The following is a 16,531-nucleotide window of genomic DNA, read 5'->3' on the forward strand; positions in this document are numbered from 1 at the left end:
AAAAAGCGACCGCCTTGTACGGCGTGCCGACCATGTTCATTGCCGAGCTGGACCTGCTGCGCCAGCAGCAGTTCGACCTGTCGACGCTGCGCACCGGCATCATGGCCGGTGCCAACTGCCCGGTGGAGGTCATGCGCCGGGTGATCAGCGAAATGCACATGAGTGAAGTGCAGATCGCCTATGGCATGACTGAGACCAGTCCGGTGTCTACCCAGACCGGCGCCGAGGACCCGTTGGACGTGCGCGTGACCACCGTCGGCCGCACCCAACCGCACCTAGAAACCAAGATCGTTGATGAGTCCGGTTGCATTGTTGCACGCGGCGAAACCGGTGAGCTGTGCACCCGAGGCTACAGCGTGATGCTGGGCTACTGGGCCAATCCGGAGGCCACCGCCGCCGCTATCGACGAAGCGCGCTGGATGCACACCGGCGACCTCGCCACCATGGACGATGACGGCTATGTGCGCATCGTCGGCCGCAGCAAAGACATGATCATTCGTGGCGGCGAGAACGTGTACCCACGTGAGATCGAGGAATACCTGATTGCCCATCCGCAGGTGGCGGACGTGCAGGTGGTGTCGGTGTCCTGCCCGCGCTACGGCGAGGAAATCGTTGCTTGGGTGATGCCGTCTGCGGACCAAGATTTCGACGAAGAAGCGGTGCGCGCCTATTGCCGCGAACGCATGGCGCACTTCAAGGTGCCGCGCTACATCTTCACCATCGACGCATTCCCGATGACGGTGACTGGCAAGATCCAGAAGTTCCGTCTGCGCGAGCTGAGCGAGGAGCGCATCAACGGCTCCGAGCTGTCCCGCGCGGCCATGTGAGCGGCGACCGGCCGGGGGCGCTGACGCGCCGCCGGTCGGCACGCCCGCTCCAGTTAAAGCGCTTGGCGGAACCGCGCCCGAGCAGGTAGATTCGGATCAGTCACCAGTTTCGTCATGCCTCGGCATGGCTTTTTGAACGTGTTATCGCAGCGTTTCGGCGTCTGCGCACCATGACAATAAATACCTGCACCGGATGCCCCGACGGGCTCCGTGGAATTGGCAGCGATTCCGGAGAGCAGCGATGCAAATAAAAACAACGGCCGGCGATGAGCACCGCATCATGCGGGCCCGGGAAGTGGTCCACGCCGATGGCGCGGTACCGGCAGGCAGCCTGCGCGATGCCATTCAGGCCTCGTGGCAGCGCAGCATCAACCACGGCGTGCGCATGAACGCCGGTTGTGAAATCAATGGTGAGCGCCGCTACAGCAGCGACGACCTCTATGAAGCCAACCGCATCTTGGTGGATGCGGCGGTGCCGGTGCTGGAGCAATTGTCCGGCCACCTGCGCCAACGTCCTGAACGCAGCCTGCTGATCCTTGCCAACGCGGAAGCGCGGGTGCTGGCGATCGAAGGCCATTCCAGCACTCATCCGACGTTGCGTGATCTGGCGCCCGGCGTGTGCTGGAGCGAATGCCACCGCGGCACCAACGCCCTTGGCACCGCGCTGGTGGAGCAGAAGCCGACGCTGATCGGTTATGGCGAGCATTTCCTCGATCGGCTCAGCCCGTTCTCCTGCACCGCAGTGCCGATCCGCAAGCCGGACGGCAGTGTGCACGGCGTCATCGACCTGACTCAGATGGGGCCGTTGCCGCAGCCGGAAGACTGGTTCTCACTGCTTAACTTGAGCGCCAATTACATTGAACGGCGGCTGTTCTCGTCCCAGTACGCTGACCATTTGGTGATTGCCTTCCACCCGCGCCAGCAGTACCTGGATTCGTCCTGGCAGGGGCTGTTGGCGTTGGATGATGACGGCCGCATCCTGGCGCTGAATGATCCCGCCTGCCAGTTGTTCGCCCAGAGCCGCGACCACCTGGTGGGCAAGCGCGCCGACCGGTTGGTGGCGGGTTACCGCGATCTGCTCAAGAGCGTGCGGCTGGGCGGCGTTGGCACCTTTGCCACGCCGCGCGGCAGCTTCTTCTACAAGGTGCTGCATGTGCGCCCGTCGCCGCTGCAGGCACCGGTGGCGCGGCCACGGGTGGCCGACAACAGCGATGCGCGCGAGCAGCTGCAGGCGCTGGCCGGTGGCAACAGTAGCTATGCCACCCAACTGCGCATGGCGTCGCGGGCGCTGGCCAACGGTCTGCCGATCCTGCTGCAGGGCGAAACCGGCTCCGGCAAAGAGTGGGTGGCGCGCCGCCTGCACGATGCCAGCCCGCGTGCCGACAAACCGTTCGTGGCAGTGAACTGCGCCGCGATCCCGGAAACCCTGATCGAGTCCGAGCTGTTCGGTTACCGCGATGGCGCTTTCACTGGCGCCCGCCGTGGTGGCATGGTCGGCCGGCTGCAGCAGGCCCATGGCGGCACCCTGTTCCTCGATGAGGTCGGTGACATGCCGCTGGCGCTGCAAGCGCGGTTGCTGCGCGTGCTGCAGGAGCGCCGCGTGGCGCCGCTCGGCGCCGGCGAAGAGCAGGAACTCGACATCACCCTGATCTGCGCCACTCACCGCGATCTCAAGCAGCTGGTCGGCACCGAGCAGTTCCGTGAAGACCTGTACTACCGCGTGCACGGGCTCAGTGTGATGCTGCCGCCGCTGCGCGAGCGCCATGATTTCGATGCCCTGTGCGACACCATCATGGCCACTCATAACGACGCGCCGCCGGCGCTGGATGAGCCGCTGGCAACCTTGCTGCGTGGCTACCACTGGCCTGGCAACCTGCGCCAGTTGGACATGGTGCTGCGCACGGCCTTGGCATTGTGGGAACCGGAAGATGGCCCGCTTGGGCTGATGCACCTGCCGGCCACCACCCGTGCCGAACTGGAGAACGACGACCAGCCGGCTCGTGGCAGCAGCATCCGTGACAGCGAACGCGCCACCATCCGCCAGGCGATGGCGGTGCACCAAGGCAATGTGTCCCGTGCCGCCAAAGCCCTCGATATCAGCCGCGCCACCCTCTACCGCAAGCTCAAACAGCTGGAATCATGATCCTGCGGTGGCTGGCCCGGCTGATTGAGGGCGGTGATCCGGCTGCCCTGGCCTGGTTGTACAGCTTCGTGAAGCCGCATCGGCGCGCCATTGCCGGGCTGCTGGTGTTGTCGCTGGCGGCCTCGGCGCTGGTGCTGGTGCAGCCGTGGCTAATGAAGCTGTTGATCGACGACGGCGTGCTGGCGGGCAGCACCGCCACCTTGGCCGCGGTGGCGCTGGCGATGGTCGGCCTCGGGCTGGTGGGCACCTTGCTGTCCGGTCTCAACCGTTATCTGCACACGCGCCTGTCCGGGCGCGTGCTGTTTTCGCTGCGCGAAGCGGTGTATGGCCATCTGCAACGGCTGTCACCGCGGTTCTATGGCCGTCACCGCATCGGTGATCTGATGACCCGGCTGGACGGCGATGTGGCCGAGATCCAGCGGTTCGCCATTGATGCACTGTTTTCTGCGGTGTCCAGCCTGCTCGGGCTGATCGGCGCGCTGACATTGTTGGTGCTGTTGTCCTGGCAGCTGTCACTGCTGGTGCTGGTGCTGGTGCCGATCGAGCTGGTGTGGCTGCGTTGGATGCGGCGCCGGGTGGAGCGCGAAGCCCGTGCCCTGCGTGAGCGCTCCAGTGATATGTCCTCGTTCCTGGTGGAAACGCTGCCGGCGATGAAGCACGTACAGGGCGCCGGCCGCGAAGCCCATGAGGCCGACCGTTTGCACGGGCTCGGCAACGGCTACATGCAGCAGTTGCTGCGGCTGCAACTGACGGAATTCGCTACTCATGCGGTGCCCGGCACGCTGACTTCCTTCACCCGCGCTGGTGCGTTCTTGATCGGCGGTTACTGGGTGATTCAAGGCCATTGGCAGCTCGGCAGTTTGATGGCGTTTTCCACCTATCTAGGCATGGTGATCGGCCCGGCGCAGAGCCTGCTTGGGCTGTATGTGGCGATCCAGCGCATGACCGTGAGCCTCGGCCGGGTGCGTGAACTGGCGCTGGCGGAACCGGAAGTGACGCTGCCGCCGCAGCCGCAGCCGCTACCCCCGCCCGGGGGCAGACTGGTATTGGAAGCAGTGTCGTTCCAGCACCCGGACCGCCCGCAGATCCTTGATCGCGTCTCGCTGGCGCTGGAACCGGGCAGCAAAACCCTGCTAACCGGACCGTCCGGTACCGGTAAATCCACGCTGATTGATCTGCTGCTGCGCTTTTATGATCCCGACCACGGCCGCATCTGTTACGACGGCGTGGACTTGCGTGAGTTAGACCTGTCGGCCTGGCGTCGACGCGTGGCGCTGGTGAGCCAGGACATCGTGCTGTTCCGTGGCAGCCTGCGCGACAACCTGCGCTACGCCGCCCCGGAAGCCAGCGACGCCGCCTTGGCGGCCGCGGTGGCGGCGGCGCGGCTGGACGACCTGCTCGCCAGCCTGCCGCAGGGCCTCGACAGCCCGCTGGCCGAGCGCGGCCAGCAACTGTCCGGCGGCCAGCGCCAGCGCATCGCCATCGCTCGCGCGCTGCTGCAGGCGCCGGATATTCTGCTGCTCGATGAAGCCACCTCGGCGGTGGATCGCGACACCGAAGCCGCCATCATGGCCGACATTGACCGGCTGTTCGGCCACTGCACGCGGTTGGTGATCAGCCACCGCAGCGTGGCCGGCATGACGCCGGATCAGCAATGGCACTTGGTGGATGGCCGCATTGCCGAAGGAGTGCGCGATGACGCTGTGCTTGGGGCTGATTGATACCGGCGCCCACGCCGAGCAACTGCCGGCGCTGGCCAGTTACCGCCAAGTGCAGCTGACTGATGAAGGCGTGGCGGTGATGTCCGGTGCGGCCGACCTGCGTGGACATGGCAGCCAAATGATCGCCCGATTGCACCAAATCGCCCCGCAATTGCCCTGCCATGTGGTGCAGGTGTTTGACCACCATGGCGCCACCAGCCCATTGCAGGTGGCCACCGCCATCGACCTGCTGGTGGCGGATGGGGTGCGCGTGATCAACCTCAGTCTTGGGCTGCGTCAGGACCGGCCGCTGCTACGCCAAGCCTGCGCCGATGCGGTAGCCGCCGGCGTTGTGCTGTGTGCGGCGATGCCGATGCAGGGCGGACCGGTGTACCCGGCTGCCTATCCCGATGTCATCAGTGTCACCGGCGATGCCCGCTGCGCGCTCACCGAATGGACCTGGTTCCGAGGCCAGCCGGCTGATTTTGGTGCCGCGCCGGCGCGGGCCGGGGCGTCCTTGGCGTGCGCCACCTTCTCGGCGCTGCTGGCGGCACAGTGGGCCGCGCATCCGCACTGGTCACCGGCACAACTGCGCGCCCACTTTGAACAACAGGCCCAGCGCAGCGGTCCCCAGCAGCGCGAGCGGCTGGCATGAGCGGCGGCTTCTCGCGGCCGCTGGCGGCCCATGGGGAGTGCATCGCCGTGCTTGGCGCTGGCCCGGCCGGGGTGATGGCGGCACTGGGTTTGCATCGGCTTGGTTATCCGGTGCAAGTCATCAGCCAGTGGCGCCGGTTCGATGCCATCGAAGGGGTTTCCGCCCGGGTGATGCAGGCGCTGGCGCAGCAGGGGCTGACCCACACGCTGTCGATGGCAGTGCCGGCGGCCGAACGCGAGGTGCATTGGGGCGAGGCCCCGGTGGTGCGCAACCGCGAATTCCTCATTGATCGTCCCCAATTCGATGCTGCATTACGGGCTGATTTAGCCGCCGGCAGCGTGCCGCTACGGGAGGCGCGGGTGCGCCAATTGCACCGATTGGACGCCGGCTGGGACATCGAGCTGGACGACGGCAGTCGGATTGCCGCCAGTCGTATAGTAGACGCCCGTGGCCGCCAAGCGCCGCAGTCTGGCGCGGCCCAGCGCGGCCCGGAAACGGTCAGTTTGCTGTGCCGCTGGCGTGCCACGCCGGGCGCTGCTGCCAGCGCGGTGGAGCGCCGCGACGACGGCTGGACCTGGTTGGCGCGGCTGCCGGATGGCACCTGCTATTGGCAATGGGTCACCGGCGCCCAGTTGCCGGGGCGGGCGGAGCTGCCAGCGTGGTGTGCCGCGGCACGCCAAGCGTCGGCGTTAGCGCGGCGGTTCTTCCCCGAAGATCCCGGCGCGGCGGTGACGGTGCATGCCCGCAGCAGTACCTCGACGCTCAGTGAAGAGGGTTTCGACGGCCGCCTGCTGCGGGTCGGTGATGCTGCCATGGCGGTGGACCCGTTGTCTGGCAACGGTATTTTCCAGTCATTGTCCTCGGCGCTGCAGGCGCCGGCGGTGTTACACACGCTGATCCGTGACCCAAGCCGTGAGGCGCTGGCGCTGGATTTTCATCGTGAGCGGGTACGTCACCTGTTTCTGCGCTTTGCCCGCATGGGCCGCGATTTCTACCGTCAGGCGCCGGCGGTGGGCAGCTTCTGGCCGCCGCGTCAGCAGTGGCCGGACGAGGCGCCGCTGCACTACGATCCGGACCCGTCGCAGCTGCGGGTAGCGGAGCGCCCGGTCCTGGAACACGGTGAAGTGGTGGCGCGGCAGGTGGTGGTGACGGCGGATCAGCCGCTGGGCGTCTGGCACGTGGACGGTGTCGCGTTGGCGCCGCTGGTGGCGGCCTTGCCACAGCAGTCACTGCGTCAGGTGTTGACCGAGCAGGTGCCGCAGGCGTCTTGGCAGGCGGTGGGGCAGTGGTTCTTGAGCCAGGGCGTGCCGCTGGACTGAGGCCGTCGATCACGTTGTAGACAATCATCGCCGGGGTGCCCGGCAACCCTTCTTGTGTGTCTCATTGCGTGACAGCACGCGGCGGCGCTGTGCCTGGGCGGCGGGCAGAAAAAAGCCCGCAGAGGAGCGGGCATCAATGGGCAGAAAAAGCAGCGGGGACCCAAAACGGAGAGAGAACCGGCCCCCGCCGGCTGCGTTACCCGTTACAGATTGATCAGCACAGATTTCAGTTCGGTGTAGTGCTCGATGGCGTCTTGGCCCATCTCGCGACCGACGCCGCTCATTTTGTAGCCGCCAAACGGCAGCGACGGATCCAGCGCGCTGTGGCAGTTGACCCACACTGAGCCGGACTTAATGCGCGGAATCATGCGGTGCACTTTGCCCAGATCGTTGGACCAGATGCTGGCGCCAAGGCCGAACGGGCTGTCGTTGGCCATGCGGATCACTTCGTCGATGTCGTCGAACGGTTGCGCCACCAGCACTGGGCCGAAGATTTCTTCTTGCACCAGCGGGCAGGCTTGGTCGACGTCGGTGATGACGGTGGGCTGCACAAAGTAACCGGGGCCGAACTGCTCACCGCCGCAGGCAATGGTGGCGCCCATTTCCTGGCCCATTTCGATGTAGCGGAACACCCGCGCCTGCTGCTTGGCAGACACCAGCGGGCCCATGTCGACGCTGGCGTCGAGGCCGCTGCCCAGCTTCATGCTGTTAGCGATGCCGGAGATGTCGGCGATCACACGGTCGAAGTGCTTGCGGTGCACGTACAGGCGCGAACCGGCACAGCACACCTGGCCGTGGTTGAAGAAGATGGCGTTGGCGGCACCGGCGGCGGCGGTTTCCAGGTTGGCGTCTTCCAGCACGATGGTCGGGGATTTGCCGCCCAGCTCCAGTGTCACGCGGGTCATGTTGTCCATCGCCGCTTTGCCGATCAGCTTGCCGATTTCGGTGGAGCCGGTGAAGGTCAGTTTGTCCACCAACGGGTGGGCAGACAGCGCTGCGCCGGCAACGGCGCCAGAACCCGTCACCACGTTGAAGACACCGGCCGGGAAGCCAGCTTCCAGCATCAGTTCGCCCAACTTCATCGCTGACAGCGGGGTCTCATCGGCCGGTTTGATCACCATGGTGCAGCCAGTGGCCAGCGCCGGGGCCAGCTTCCAGCACGCCAGCAGCAGCGGGAAGTTCCACGCCACAATGGCGCCGACCACGCCCACCGCTTCGCGGGACACATAGCCGTGGAACTGCGCATCCGGCATCAACGGCAGTGACGGGCTCACCGTCAGGCCGTGAATCTTAGTGGCCCAGCCGGCCATGTAGCGGATGTAGTCGATGCACAGCTGCACGTCCATGATGCGCGCGATGTGGGCGCTCTTGCCGTTGTTCATGCATTCGATTTCGGCCAGCAGCTGACCGTCGCGTTCCATCAGGTCGGCGAGCTTGAGCATCAGGTTCTGGCGCTCACGGGGGCGCATGCGGCTCCACTCGGAGTCGTCGAAGGTCGCCCGCGCCATGCGCACTGCCCGCTCCACGTCCTGCGCGTCGCCCGCCGGCACCTGGGTCAGCACGTCGCCCGTGGCCGGGTTGTGCAGCGCCATGGTCTGGCCGCTTTGCGCGTCGCACCATTGATCGCCGATCAGCATTTTGTGTGCGCGCTGCAGGAACGCCTGGGTGGCGGGGTGCAAAGAAAGGTCGGACATGATTCTTCTCGCTCTTTGTTTTTTGGAATAGGGAGAGTCACGGCCTAGCTGTAGCAACCCCTGTGCCAGCTTTGTACTTTCGGCCGAAAGCCGCGCATCGCGGCACTTGTCGCTGGACAGCCGGAAAAAATACCGGGCGGTATGTAGCAATCTGAAACAGCGGTGAGAAAGGCGGTGGACAGCGCTGCCGCCAGCAACCGCCGGGGGCGACGTGAGACTGGGTGTTTCGGATTGAGCCATTTGAGCGCCGAAAAACCACTTTCGATTCGGCTTTGTTTAGGTAACTAATTGATTTTAAAAGCATGTGTGGCGGAATTTTAACACTGGCACGGGTTTCGCATTGTCGACAACGAATCGCTCGCTAGCAGTGTGGCGAGCACTCCGCAGACCGGCCCGCTGACCCAGGCCCCTGCGGCGACGAATAACAAACAAGACACAGCGCAAAGAGGTCCGACATTCATGAACAACATCACGCAGCGCTTCTTCAACCGATGCTTGGCGGCCACTGCGGCAGCTGTGCTCGGTCTCTTTGGTGTTGCCGCCCAGGCTGCGCCTGCCAACCCCGAAACCCTGATCCGCCAGAATTGCGTCGGCTGTCACCAGCCGGAAGGCGAAAACAGCTGGAGCCGCATCAGCCACCAGCGCAAGACCCCGGAAGGCTGGTTGATGACCATCGCGCGCATGCAAAGCGCCCATGGTCTGCGCATCTCTGACGAAGACCGCCGCACGCTGGTGAAGTACCTGGCTGACCGCCAGGGCATGGCACCGGAAGAAACCGCTGACGTGCGCTACGCACTGGAGCGCCGCCTGAACGATTACGAGCCGCTGAAAGACGACGAGCACATTGGCGACATGTGTGCCCGTTGCCACTCCGGCGCGCGCGTGGTGATGCAGGGCCGCGACGAGAAGGAGTGGGAGCACCTGATCCACACCCACCTCGGCCTGTGGGCATCGCTTGAATACCAAGCGCTGTCCCGTGACCGCGACTGGCTGCCGATCGCTCTCAACGAAACCCTGCCGCACTTGGCGCAGCGTCTGCCGTTCCAGACCGCGGCCTGGGATCAGTGGATGAAAGCGCGTCCGGCTGCAGACCAGTTCAACGGCCGTTGGTCGTTCGCTGGGCACTACACCGGCGCCGGCGACATCTCCGGCACCATGACCGTTGAGCACACCGGCAACGACCTGTTCCGCGTGGTGGTCGATGGCCGCTACGACAACGGTCGTGCGTTCCGCGGTGAAGGCCAAGGCATTCTCTACAACGGCCACGAATGGCGCGCCAACGTCACCATCGATGACGTGGTCATGCGTCAGGTGCTGGTGGCCACGCCGGAAGGCATGACCGGCCGCATGTTCGAGCGCGACCGTGATGAACGCGGCCTCGACTTCGCCGCCGCCCGCGACAACCAGCGCACCTTGCTGGCGGTGTTCCCGGAGTACATCAAAGCCGGCGCCGAACAGGAGCTGACCATCGTGGGTGCCGGCATGAACGGCCGCCCGAACCTGGGTCGCCACATCCGCGTGCTGGATGTGATCGAGCAAACCCCGGAGCGCGTGCGCGTGCGGGTGCGTGCTGACGACAAAGTCGCCATCGGTCCGCGTGACATCAAAGTGGGCCGCGCCAGCGGTGCCAGCGTTGCCGTCTACCGTGACATTCAGTCTGTGCGCGTGGTGCCGGAATACGCAGTGGCCCGCATCGGCGGCAACGGCAGCCCCACCGAGAAAGTGGAAGGCCGCTTCGACGCCGAGGCCTGGGCGGTGGCTGCTGACGGCTCCGAGTTCCGCGTCGGTGTGATGCCGGCGACCTGGAGCGTGGCGCCGTTCGACGAAGCCGCTGCCAAGCTGGAAGACGTGAAGTTTGCCGGCCGCCTGAATGCCCAAACTGGCGTGTTCGACCCGGCGGTAGCCGGCCCGAACCCGGAGCGTCCGATGATGGCCAACAACGTCGGCAACCTGAGCATCACGGCCCGTGTGAAAGACGGTGAGCGCGAAGTGAGCGGCGACGGCCAACTGATCGTCTCGGTACAGCGCTGGGTAATCCCGCCGATTCCGTGACCGTTGCTTCAAGCGTGAGTGAATAATCACAACAAACATCACTACGAGGCTGATATGGGTGCAAAACTGAATGTCGTCGAACACAACCTCCACGAGGTGCGTATCGATGCCGCGCGGATGCTGTTCCACGTGCCCAGCTCCTCGCTGTTCGCCAGTGACGAACTGACTCAGGGCATCCTTGATGCCCTGCGCCAGAACCCGACCACCCGCGAACAGCTGGCCGCTGACCTGGGCGTGCAGTTTGCTGGGCAGGACATTGAGCAGGCGCTGCGCGACCTGCTGGCACTGGAAGTGGTCAGCGATGGTTCGCCGCTGAGTCCTGACGTACCGGCCAAACGGGTCGAGCGCACCGCGCTCGACACCGTGGTGCTGAACGTCAACACCGGCTGCAACCTGAGCTGCACCTACTGCTACAAGGAAGACCTCGATACCCCGTCTGCCGGGCGCAAGATGGAGTTCGACACTGCGGTGGCATCAGTGGAGATGCTGCTGAAGGAATCGCCGGACGCCGAACGCTACACCGTGGTGTTCTTCGGCGGCGAACCGCTCAGCAACAAAAAGCTGATCGAAAAAATGGTGGATTACTGCGAGCAGCGCTTCACCGCGCTGGGCAAAGCGTGGGACTTCATCATGACCACCAACGCTACGTTGCTGGATGAGAAAACCATCGACTACTTGGACCGGCACCGGTTCGGGTTGTCGATCAGCATGGATGGTCCCAAGGCAATCCACGACAAGAACCGCATCACCGTGGGCGGCCAGGGCACCTACGACGTGGTGCGCCGGAAAGCAGAGATGCTGCTCCAGCGCTACCGCAGCCGGCCGATCGGTGCGCGTGTCACGCTGACCCGTGGCACCACCGATGTGGTGCGCATCTGGGACCACCTGTTCAACGAACTGGGCTTTGCCGAAGTGGGCTTTGCACCGGTGACCTCTGGGGACATCAGCAGCTTCAACCTGACCTCGGAAGAGTTGGTGGAGGTATTCGCTAATCTCAAAACGCTCGGCCAACGCTATCTGGAAGCGGCCCTGCGCAATGAGAATATCGGCTTCTCCAACCTCCACCAGCTGATCACTGATCTGCATGAAGGGCACAAGAAATCGCTGCCCTGTGGCGCCGGCCTGAAGATGCTGGCGGTGGACCACGCAGGGGAACTCAACCTGTGCCATCGGTTCACCGGCTCCTCCTTGCCGACGTTCGGCAACGTGACTGAAGGCACGCTGGACCGTGACGGCCTGCACGACTTCCTGTCGCAGCGGCTGGACCGTTCCAACACCGGTTGCGAGACCTGCCGGATTCGCAACCTGTGCTCTGGCGGTTGCTACCACGAAAGCTATGCCCGTTTCGGCGACCCGGCTCATCCGAGCTACCACTACTGCGAACTGATGAGGGATTGGGTGGATTTCGGCATCGATGTGTACAGCCGCATCATCCAGCACAACCCGGAGTTCATCGACCGCTACATCACCCCGCGAAAGGTGCACTGATATGAAACATCTCAAACCTTTGAACAAGAAAGCACTGCGCATGGAGCAGGCCGCGCAGGAAGATCGGGTGCAGGAAGTTGTCGCCCTGAACACCATCGTTGGCTGCACCACCACCGTTGACCCAGGCTGGGAAGTGGACGCGTTCGGCAGCGTCACCGGTCTGTGCCAACCGATGGAAGCCGACCTCTACGGTTGCGCTGACCCGTGCTGGTGGCCGGCGCAGGTGCCTGACCTGATGAGCATCAACCCGGACTGGAACGCGCAGTCGATCAACTCTGATCGTGACTGGCGCACCTTGGACACGGTGTTCCCGAACGACAAGTGAGCGCGTAACGAGGATTTGGATATGCTGAAAAATAAAAAAATCGCAGCGGTTGCGCTGACCGCGCTGCTCACTCTGGGCAGCGCCGCCGCCACCGCCGCAGATACATCTGCCCGCAAGTTGATCCGCGGCCACGAATACCTGGCCATCGCCAACGCGCCGAGCAACCTGACGGTGATCGACGTCAAGACCGACAAGGTGTTCAAAGAGTGTGAGATGCCGGACCGCTTTGGCCCGGGCACCATGTTCATCTCGCCGGACAAGACCCGTGCCTACGTGTTGAACAACCACTTCACCACCGTTTACGGGGTGGAGCTGGATACCTGCAAAACGGTGTTCAAGGCAGATCTGAACATCAATCCGGGTGAGCGCGTGCGCTCCATGTTCTCCTTTACCGTTAGCGCTGACGGCAAGGAAATCTACGCCGTTGCTAACCCGACCAAGGTAAACCTGGACCACTATGTGGTGCAGCAGCCGCGCCTGCAGGTGTACAGCACCGATGCCGGCCTGGATGCCAAACCGATCCGCGTGTTCCCGGCGCCGCGCCAGCTGTACATCATGCAAGCCGCTGATGATGGCTCACTGTTCGTGGCCGGCCCGGACTTCTACAAGGTCAACGTACAGACCGGTGAGTTCACCAAGGTGCTGGACGGCCGCAGCTGGGACCGCCCGGGCTACAGCGATCCGGACGTGCTCTACTTCTGGCCCAACCAGCAGCCGAACCGTGATTTCTCCATTCTCTGGACCGCCGCCAAGTACAACGACGACAGCGAAAGCCTGGACAACGCCGAGTTCAAATACGGTTTCTTCAACATGAACATGAAGACCGGCGAAACCGAAACCGTGGAGTTTGCCACCCTCACCGAGGTGTACTTCACCGGCCTGCGTTCCCAGCATGACCGCAACATCATGTACGGGGTGCTCAACCGTCTGACCAAGTACGACATTGCCAAGCAGGAGCTGCTGGCGGCGCAGGAGTTGGACCACACCTACTACGCCATCGCCCTCAGCCATGACGGCAAGAAGATCTACCTGGCCGGTACCTTCAACGATATCGGTGTGCACGATGCCGATACGCTGGCCAAAATTGCCCGCATCGATTTGCCGGGCGGTGACATGGGTATTGCCAACCCGCAGGTGTTCATCCGCTGATGACCCCCGGCACCGGGCGTTGCCCGGTGCCGGCTTGCGCCACCGAAACGCCAAAAAAATAACAGCCAATGAGGCAAGCCATGCGCAATCTGCTTAATGCCGGCGCGCGTCTGGGACTGGTGGGTGCCGCTCTGGCCACCCTGCCGGCCGCGGTCCACGCCTATACCCTTTTTGAAGAAGACCAGGACTACGTCCAGGTGGATCTGTCTGCCATCGGCGGCACCTTCCACAGTGAAAAAACCTACGCCACTGCCGGCGGCACCCAACCGGGCTCTCTGAGCTGGCAGGAAGGCTATGCCCATTACGGCCTCAGTGCCGGCCGTGCCCTCGGCGGCAGCCTGCTGGAAGGGCGCCTGTCGGCGGTGAGTTCCGCCACTTGGGGCGACGGTGATGCCGCCGGCTTCAGTACCGGCGATGAAAGCCGCACCCGCATTGAAGATGCTTATCTGCGCTGGAGTTCCGGTGACCTGATCCCCTGGCTTGGCGACAACGGCTTGGTGGTCAGCGCCGGCCGCCAGACGCTCAGCCTCGGCGACGGTTTCCTGCTCGGCGGTGATCTGGTCAGCATGGGGCGCGGCCTCGGCCGCCACTTCGACCGTGGCGGCGCCTACTATCTGGCTGGCCGCAGTGCCTTCGATCAGACCGCCACCATCAGCCTTGGCGGTGACCAAGGCTTCCGTGGCGACCTGATGTGGCTGAAATCCGACAACCGCTTCCAGGGGCGGCCGGAATTCGCCATCGCCAATCTTGAACACGTCAGCGATTACGGCACCGTCGGTTTCAGCTACCTGCGCGGCCTGTCGGTGAACCGCGCCGACGCCCTTGCCATGGGTGTGCAAGACCGTGACGGCATGAACGTCTATTCGCTGCGCGCGCAGGGTAACGCGGGCGTCGAGAACCTGTTCCTGTCCGCTGAAGCGGTGTTCCAAGACACCGACAACGAGCAAGAACACGCTTGGTACGCGGAAGTGGGCTGGACCTTCGCTGACATGCCCGGCACGCCAAGCCTGAACTACCGCTACAGCCGCTTCTCGAAAGACTACGACCCGCTGTTTTACGCGTTCAGCCGGGGCTTCGGCACCTGGTTCCAGGGTGAAGTGGCCGGCAACTACGCCGGGCCGTTCAGCACCAACACCGACGTCCATCACCTGAACCTGCTGGTGCAGGCGCATGAGAAAGTGGCGGTGGGTGTGGCGGGCTTTGCCTTCAACACGCTCGACAAGCGCCTCGGTGATATGGGCGGCCGTGAACTCGACCTGTACCTGTCCTGGGATGTGATGCAGGGCGTCACGCTGATCCCGTTGGTGGGTATCTACACCCCCGATGAGGACGTCAGCAACGGCGGGAACCAACTCGGTGACGCCGGCACCAATCTGTACGGGCAGCTGATGCTGTCGCTGTCCTTCTGACCGTTGGCGGTGCCGGCAATCCTTCCGGTACCGCTGCACAGCACGCCGGGCCTGGTCCGGCGTGCTGCCGTGAATGCCTGCTGGAGGAATAATAATGACAGTCTCCAAACCGAGCGAATCCTTTGCTGTGGAGGCCTATCAGGCCGCCTGGGACGGCTTTGACCTGGAGGCACTCAAAGCGCTGTTTGACGGTGATTTCGACGCCGGCATCAATGCCTGCATTGAGTGTTGTGACCGCTATGCGGTGGGTGACAAAGTGGCGCTGGATTGGACCGGCGCTGACGGCCGGCGTGAGCTGTTCACGTTTGCTCAACTGAAGGCGGCCTCAGCGCAGTTCGCCAACTACCTGACCGATCTGGGTATCGGCCCTGGCGACGTAGTGGCAGGTCTGTTGCCGCGCACCCCAGAGCTGGTGGTGACCATCCTCGGCACCTGGCGCGCGGGCGCGGTGTATCAACCGCTGTTCACTGCCTTCGGCGGCAAAGCGATCGAGCATCGCCTTGGCATCAGCCGCGCGAAACTGGTGGTCACCGACCGCATCAACCGGCCCAAGCTGGACGAGGTGACGGTGGAGCAGCCGCCGCGCATCCTGCGCGTGGCGCCGCTGGGCGAACCGGCCAACGGCTATGCCGATCCGATTTTCCACCGCGAGCTGTCTGAGCGCAGCGACCGTTTCGAGCCGGTGCTGCGCAACGCCGATGACCTGTTCCTGCTGATGTCCACTTCCGGCACCACCGGGCTGCCCAAGGGCGTGCCGGTGCCGCTGTTCGCGTTGGCGGCGTTCCGCGCCTACATGAAGGACGCCGTGGGTCTGAATCCGGACGATACGTTCTGGAACATCGCCGATCCGGGCTGGGCATACGGGCTGTACTACGGCATCACCGGGCCGCTCTCCATGGGCTGCACCACGCTGCTGCTGGATGCCCCGTTCACGGTGGAAAGCGCCTACAACTTCATCCGCGAGCGTGGCGTCACCAACCTTGCCGGTGCCCCCACGGCGTACCGCCTGCTGATGGCAGCCGGCCCGGAGGCAGCGGCTGCGGTGAAAGGCCATCTGCGGGTGGTGAGCAGCGCCGGTGAGCCGCTTAACGCGGAGGTGTTCCGCTGGTTCCGTGAGCACCTGGATGCGCCGATTTACGATCATTACGGCCAGACTGAAACCGGCATGGTGGTGAACAACCACCACCGCTTGGAGCACTCGGTACGCGGCGGTTCTGCCGGTTTCGCCATGCCCGGCTACCGGGTGGCGGTGCTGGACGAGCAGGATCAAGAGTTGCCGGCTGGCAAGCCCGGCATCCTTGCGGTGGACATCGCCAAGTCGCCGATTCTGTGGTTCACCGGCTACTGGCAGAAAGACACCCCGGCGCTGCGCAACGGCTATTACCTCACCGGTGACACCGTGATGCTGGAACAGGACGGCAGCATCAGCTTTGTTGGCCGCTCTGATGACATCATCACCTCGTCCGGCTACCGCATTGGCCCGTTCGATGTGGAAAGCGCATTGATCGAGCATCCGGCGGTGATGGAAGCGGCGGTCATCGGCAAGCCGGACCCGGAGCGTACCGAGATCGTCAAAGCCTTTATCGTGCTCAACAAGGGTTTTGACGCCAGCGATGCGCTGTCGGAAGAGCTGGCTCAGTACGTGAAGAAGCGCATGTCGGCGCACGCCTACCCGCGCGAAATTACCTTTATGGACAGCCTGCCGAAAACGCCGTCCGGCAAAGTGCAGCGTTTTATGCTGCGCGAACAGGCCTGATGATCTGATTCGCC

Annotated in this window: 12 protein-coding genes; 11 read left to right on the forward strand and 1 reads right to left on the reverse strand. The window is 64.1% G+C overall.

What is annotated here, in order from left to right; genetic code table 11:
• The 5 genes from AB5I84_RS11715 to qhpG form a co-directional block, all read left to right on the forward strand.
• Positions 1-827: AMP-binding protein (locus AB5I84_RS11715; RefSeq protein WP_369456091.1), on the forward strand; the 827-nt coding region annotated here is incomplete at its 5' end.
• Positions 828-1,068: 241 nt separating this feature from the next.
• Complete coding sequence (locus AB5I84_RS11720) at positions 1,069-2,970, forward strand: sigma-54-dependent Fis family transcriptional regulator (protein ID WP_369456092.1); 1,902 nt, start codon at positions 1,069-1,071, stop codon at positions 2,968-2,970.
• Positions 2,967-4,691, forward strand: a complete 1,725-nt coding sequence (locus AB5I84_RS11725) for an ABC transporter ATP-binding protein (protein WP_369456093.1) — start codon at positions 2,967-2,969, stop codon at positions 4,689-4,691. Before AB5I84_RS11720 ends, AB5I84_RS11725 begins: the two co-directional genes overlap by 4 nt.
• A complete protein-coding gene (gene qhpE / locus AB5I84_RS11730; RefSeq protein ID WP_369456094.1) occupies positions 4,666-5,325 on the forward strand; it encodes a subtilisin-like serine protease QhpE in 660 nt (219 codons plus the stop codon). The genes AB5I84_RS11725 and qhpE overlap by 26 nt, the downstream gene beginning before the upstream one ends.
• Positions 5,322-6,644, forward strand: coding sequence for a flavin-dependent monooxygenase QhpG (gene qhpG / locus AB5I84_RS11735; protein WP_369456095.1), 1,323 nt, complete (start codon positions 5,322-5,324; stop codon positions 6,642-6,644). Before qhpE ends, qhpG begins: the two co-directional genes overlap by 4 nt.
• Positions 6,645-6,847: 203 nt before the next feature.
• Here the strand turns inward: qhpG and AB5I84_RS11740 are convergent, their stop codons facing one another.
• Complete coding sequence (locus tag AB5I84_RS11740) at positions 6,848-8,338, reverse strand: aldehyde dehydrogenase family protein (protein ID WP_369456096.1); 1,491 nt, start codon at positions 8,336-8,338, stop codon at positions 6,848-6,850.
• A 459-nt stretch (positions 8,339-8,797) separates the two neighbouring features.
• Here AB5I84_RS11740 and peaA point away from each other — a divergent pair, with 459 nt between their 5' ends.
• From peaA to AB5I84_RS11770, 6 genes are all read left to right on the forward strand, one after another.
• Positions 8,798-10,390 carry a quinohemoprotein amine dehydrogenase subunit alpha gene (gene peaA, locus AB5I84_RS11745; RefSeq protein WP_369456097.1) on the forward strand — a complete coding sequence of 531 codons (1,593 nt, stop codon included), beginning with the start codon at positions 8,798-8,800 and terminating at the stop codon, positions 10,388-10,390.
• Between the two features lie 54 nt (positions 10,391-10,444).
• The gene (gene peaB / locus AB5I84_RS11750; protein WP_369456098.1) at positions 10,445-11,878 is read left to right on the forward strand and encodes a quinohemoprotein amine dehydrogenase maturation protein; all 1,434 of its coding nucleotides are present in this window, start codon (positions 10,445-10,447) and stop codon (positions 11,876-11,878) included.
• A gap of 1 nt (position 11,879) precedes the next feature.
• Positions 11,880-12,203 (forward strand): quinohemoprotein amine dehydrogenase subunit gamma, encoded by a 324-nt coding sequence (gene qhpC / locus AB5I84_RS11755; protein WP_369456099.1) that lies wholly within the window; start codon positions 11,880-11,882, stop codon positions 12,201-12,203.
• Between the two features lie 21 nt (positions 12,204-12,224).
• Positions 12,225-13,352, forward strand: a complete 1,128-nt coding sequence (gene peaD, locus AB5I84_RS11760) for a quinohemoprotein amine dehydrogenase subunit beta (protein ID WP_369456100.1) — start codon at positions 12,225-12,227, stop codon at positions 13,350-13,352.
• 80 nt (positions 13,353-13,432) lie between these two features.
• Positions 13,433-14,761 carry an alginate export family protein gene (locus tag AB5I84_RS11765; protein ID WP_369456101.1) on the forward strand — a complete coding sequence of 443 codons (1,329 nt, stop codon included), beginning with the start codon at positions 13,433-13,435 and terminating at the stop codon, positions 14,759-14,761.
• A 94-nt stretch (positions 14,762-14,855) separates the two neighbouring features.
• Positions 14,856-16,517 carry an AMP-binding protein gene (locus tag AB5I84_RS11770; protein ID WP_369456102.1) on the forward strand — a complete coding sequence of 554 codons (1,662 nt, stop codon included), beginning with the start codon at positions 14,856-14,858 and terminating at the stop codon, positions 16,515-16,517.
• Positions 16,518-16,531 lie beyond the last annotated feature (14 nt).

The organism is Alcanivorax sp. REN37, assembly GCF_041102775.1.
In the GTDB taxonomy this organism is placed as follows: Bacteria; Pseudomonadota; Gammaproteobacteria; order Pseudomonadales; family Alcanivoracaceae; genus Isoalcanivorax; species Isoalcanivorax beigongshangi.

Bases quoted from the DNA above. Each gene is read 5' to 3' on its own strand.
- AB5I84_RS11720 (WP_369456092.1), top strand. From the start codon at position 1,069: ATGCAAATAAAAACAACGGCCGGCGATGAGCACCGCATCATGCGGGCC.
- AB5I84_RS11725 (WP_369456093.1), top strand. From the start codon at position 2,967: ATGATCCTGCGGTGGCTGGCCCGGCTGATTGAGGGCGGTGATCCGGCT.
- qhpE (WP_369456094.1), top strand. From the start codon at position 4,666: ATGACGCTGTGCTTGGGGCTGATTGATACCGGCGCCCACGCCGAGCAA.
- qhpG (WP_369456095.1), top strand. From the start codon at position 5,322: ATGAGCGGCGGCTTCTCGCGGCCGCTGGCGGCCCATGGGGAGTGCATC.
- AB5I84_RS11740 (WP_369456096.1), bottom strand. From the start codon at position 8,338: ATGTCCGACCTTTCTTTGCACCCCGCCACCCAGGCGTTCCTGCAGCGC.
- peaA (WP_369456097.1), top strand. From the start codon at position 8,798: ATGAACAACATCACGCAGCGCTTCTTCAACCGATGCTTGGCGGCCACT.
- peaB (WP_369456098.1), top strand. From the start codon at position 10,445: ATGGGTGCAAAACTGAATGTCGTCGAACACAACCTCCACGAGGTGCGT.
- qhpC (WP_369456099.1), top strand. From the start codon at position 11,880: ATGAAACATCTCAAACCTTTGAACAAGAAAGCACTGCGCATGGAGCAG.
- peaD (WP_369456100.1), top strand. From the start codon at position 12,225: ATGCTGAAAAATAAAAAAATCGCAGCGGTTGCGCTGACCGCGCTGCTC.
- AB5I84_RS11765 (WP_369456101.1), top strand. From the start codon at position 13,433: ATGCGCAATCTGCTTAATGCCGGCGCGCGTCTGGGACTGGTGGGTGCC.
- AB5I84_RS11770 (WP_369456102.1), top strand. From the start codon at position 14,856: ATGACAGTCTCCAAACCGAGCGAATCCTTTGCTGTGGAGGCCTATCAG.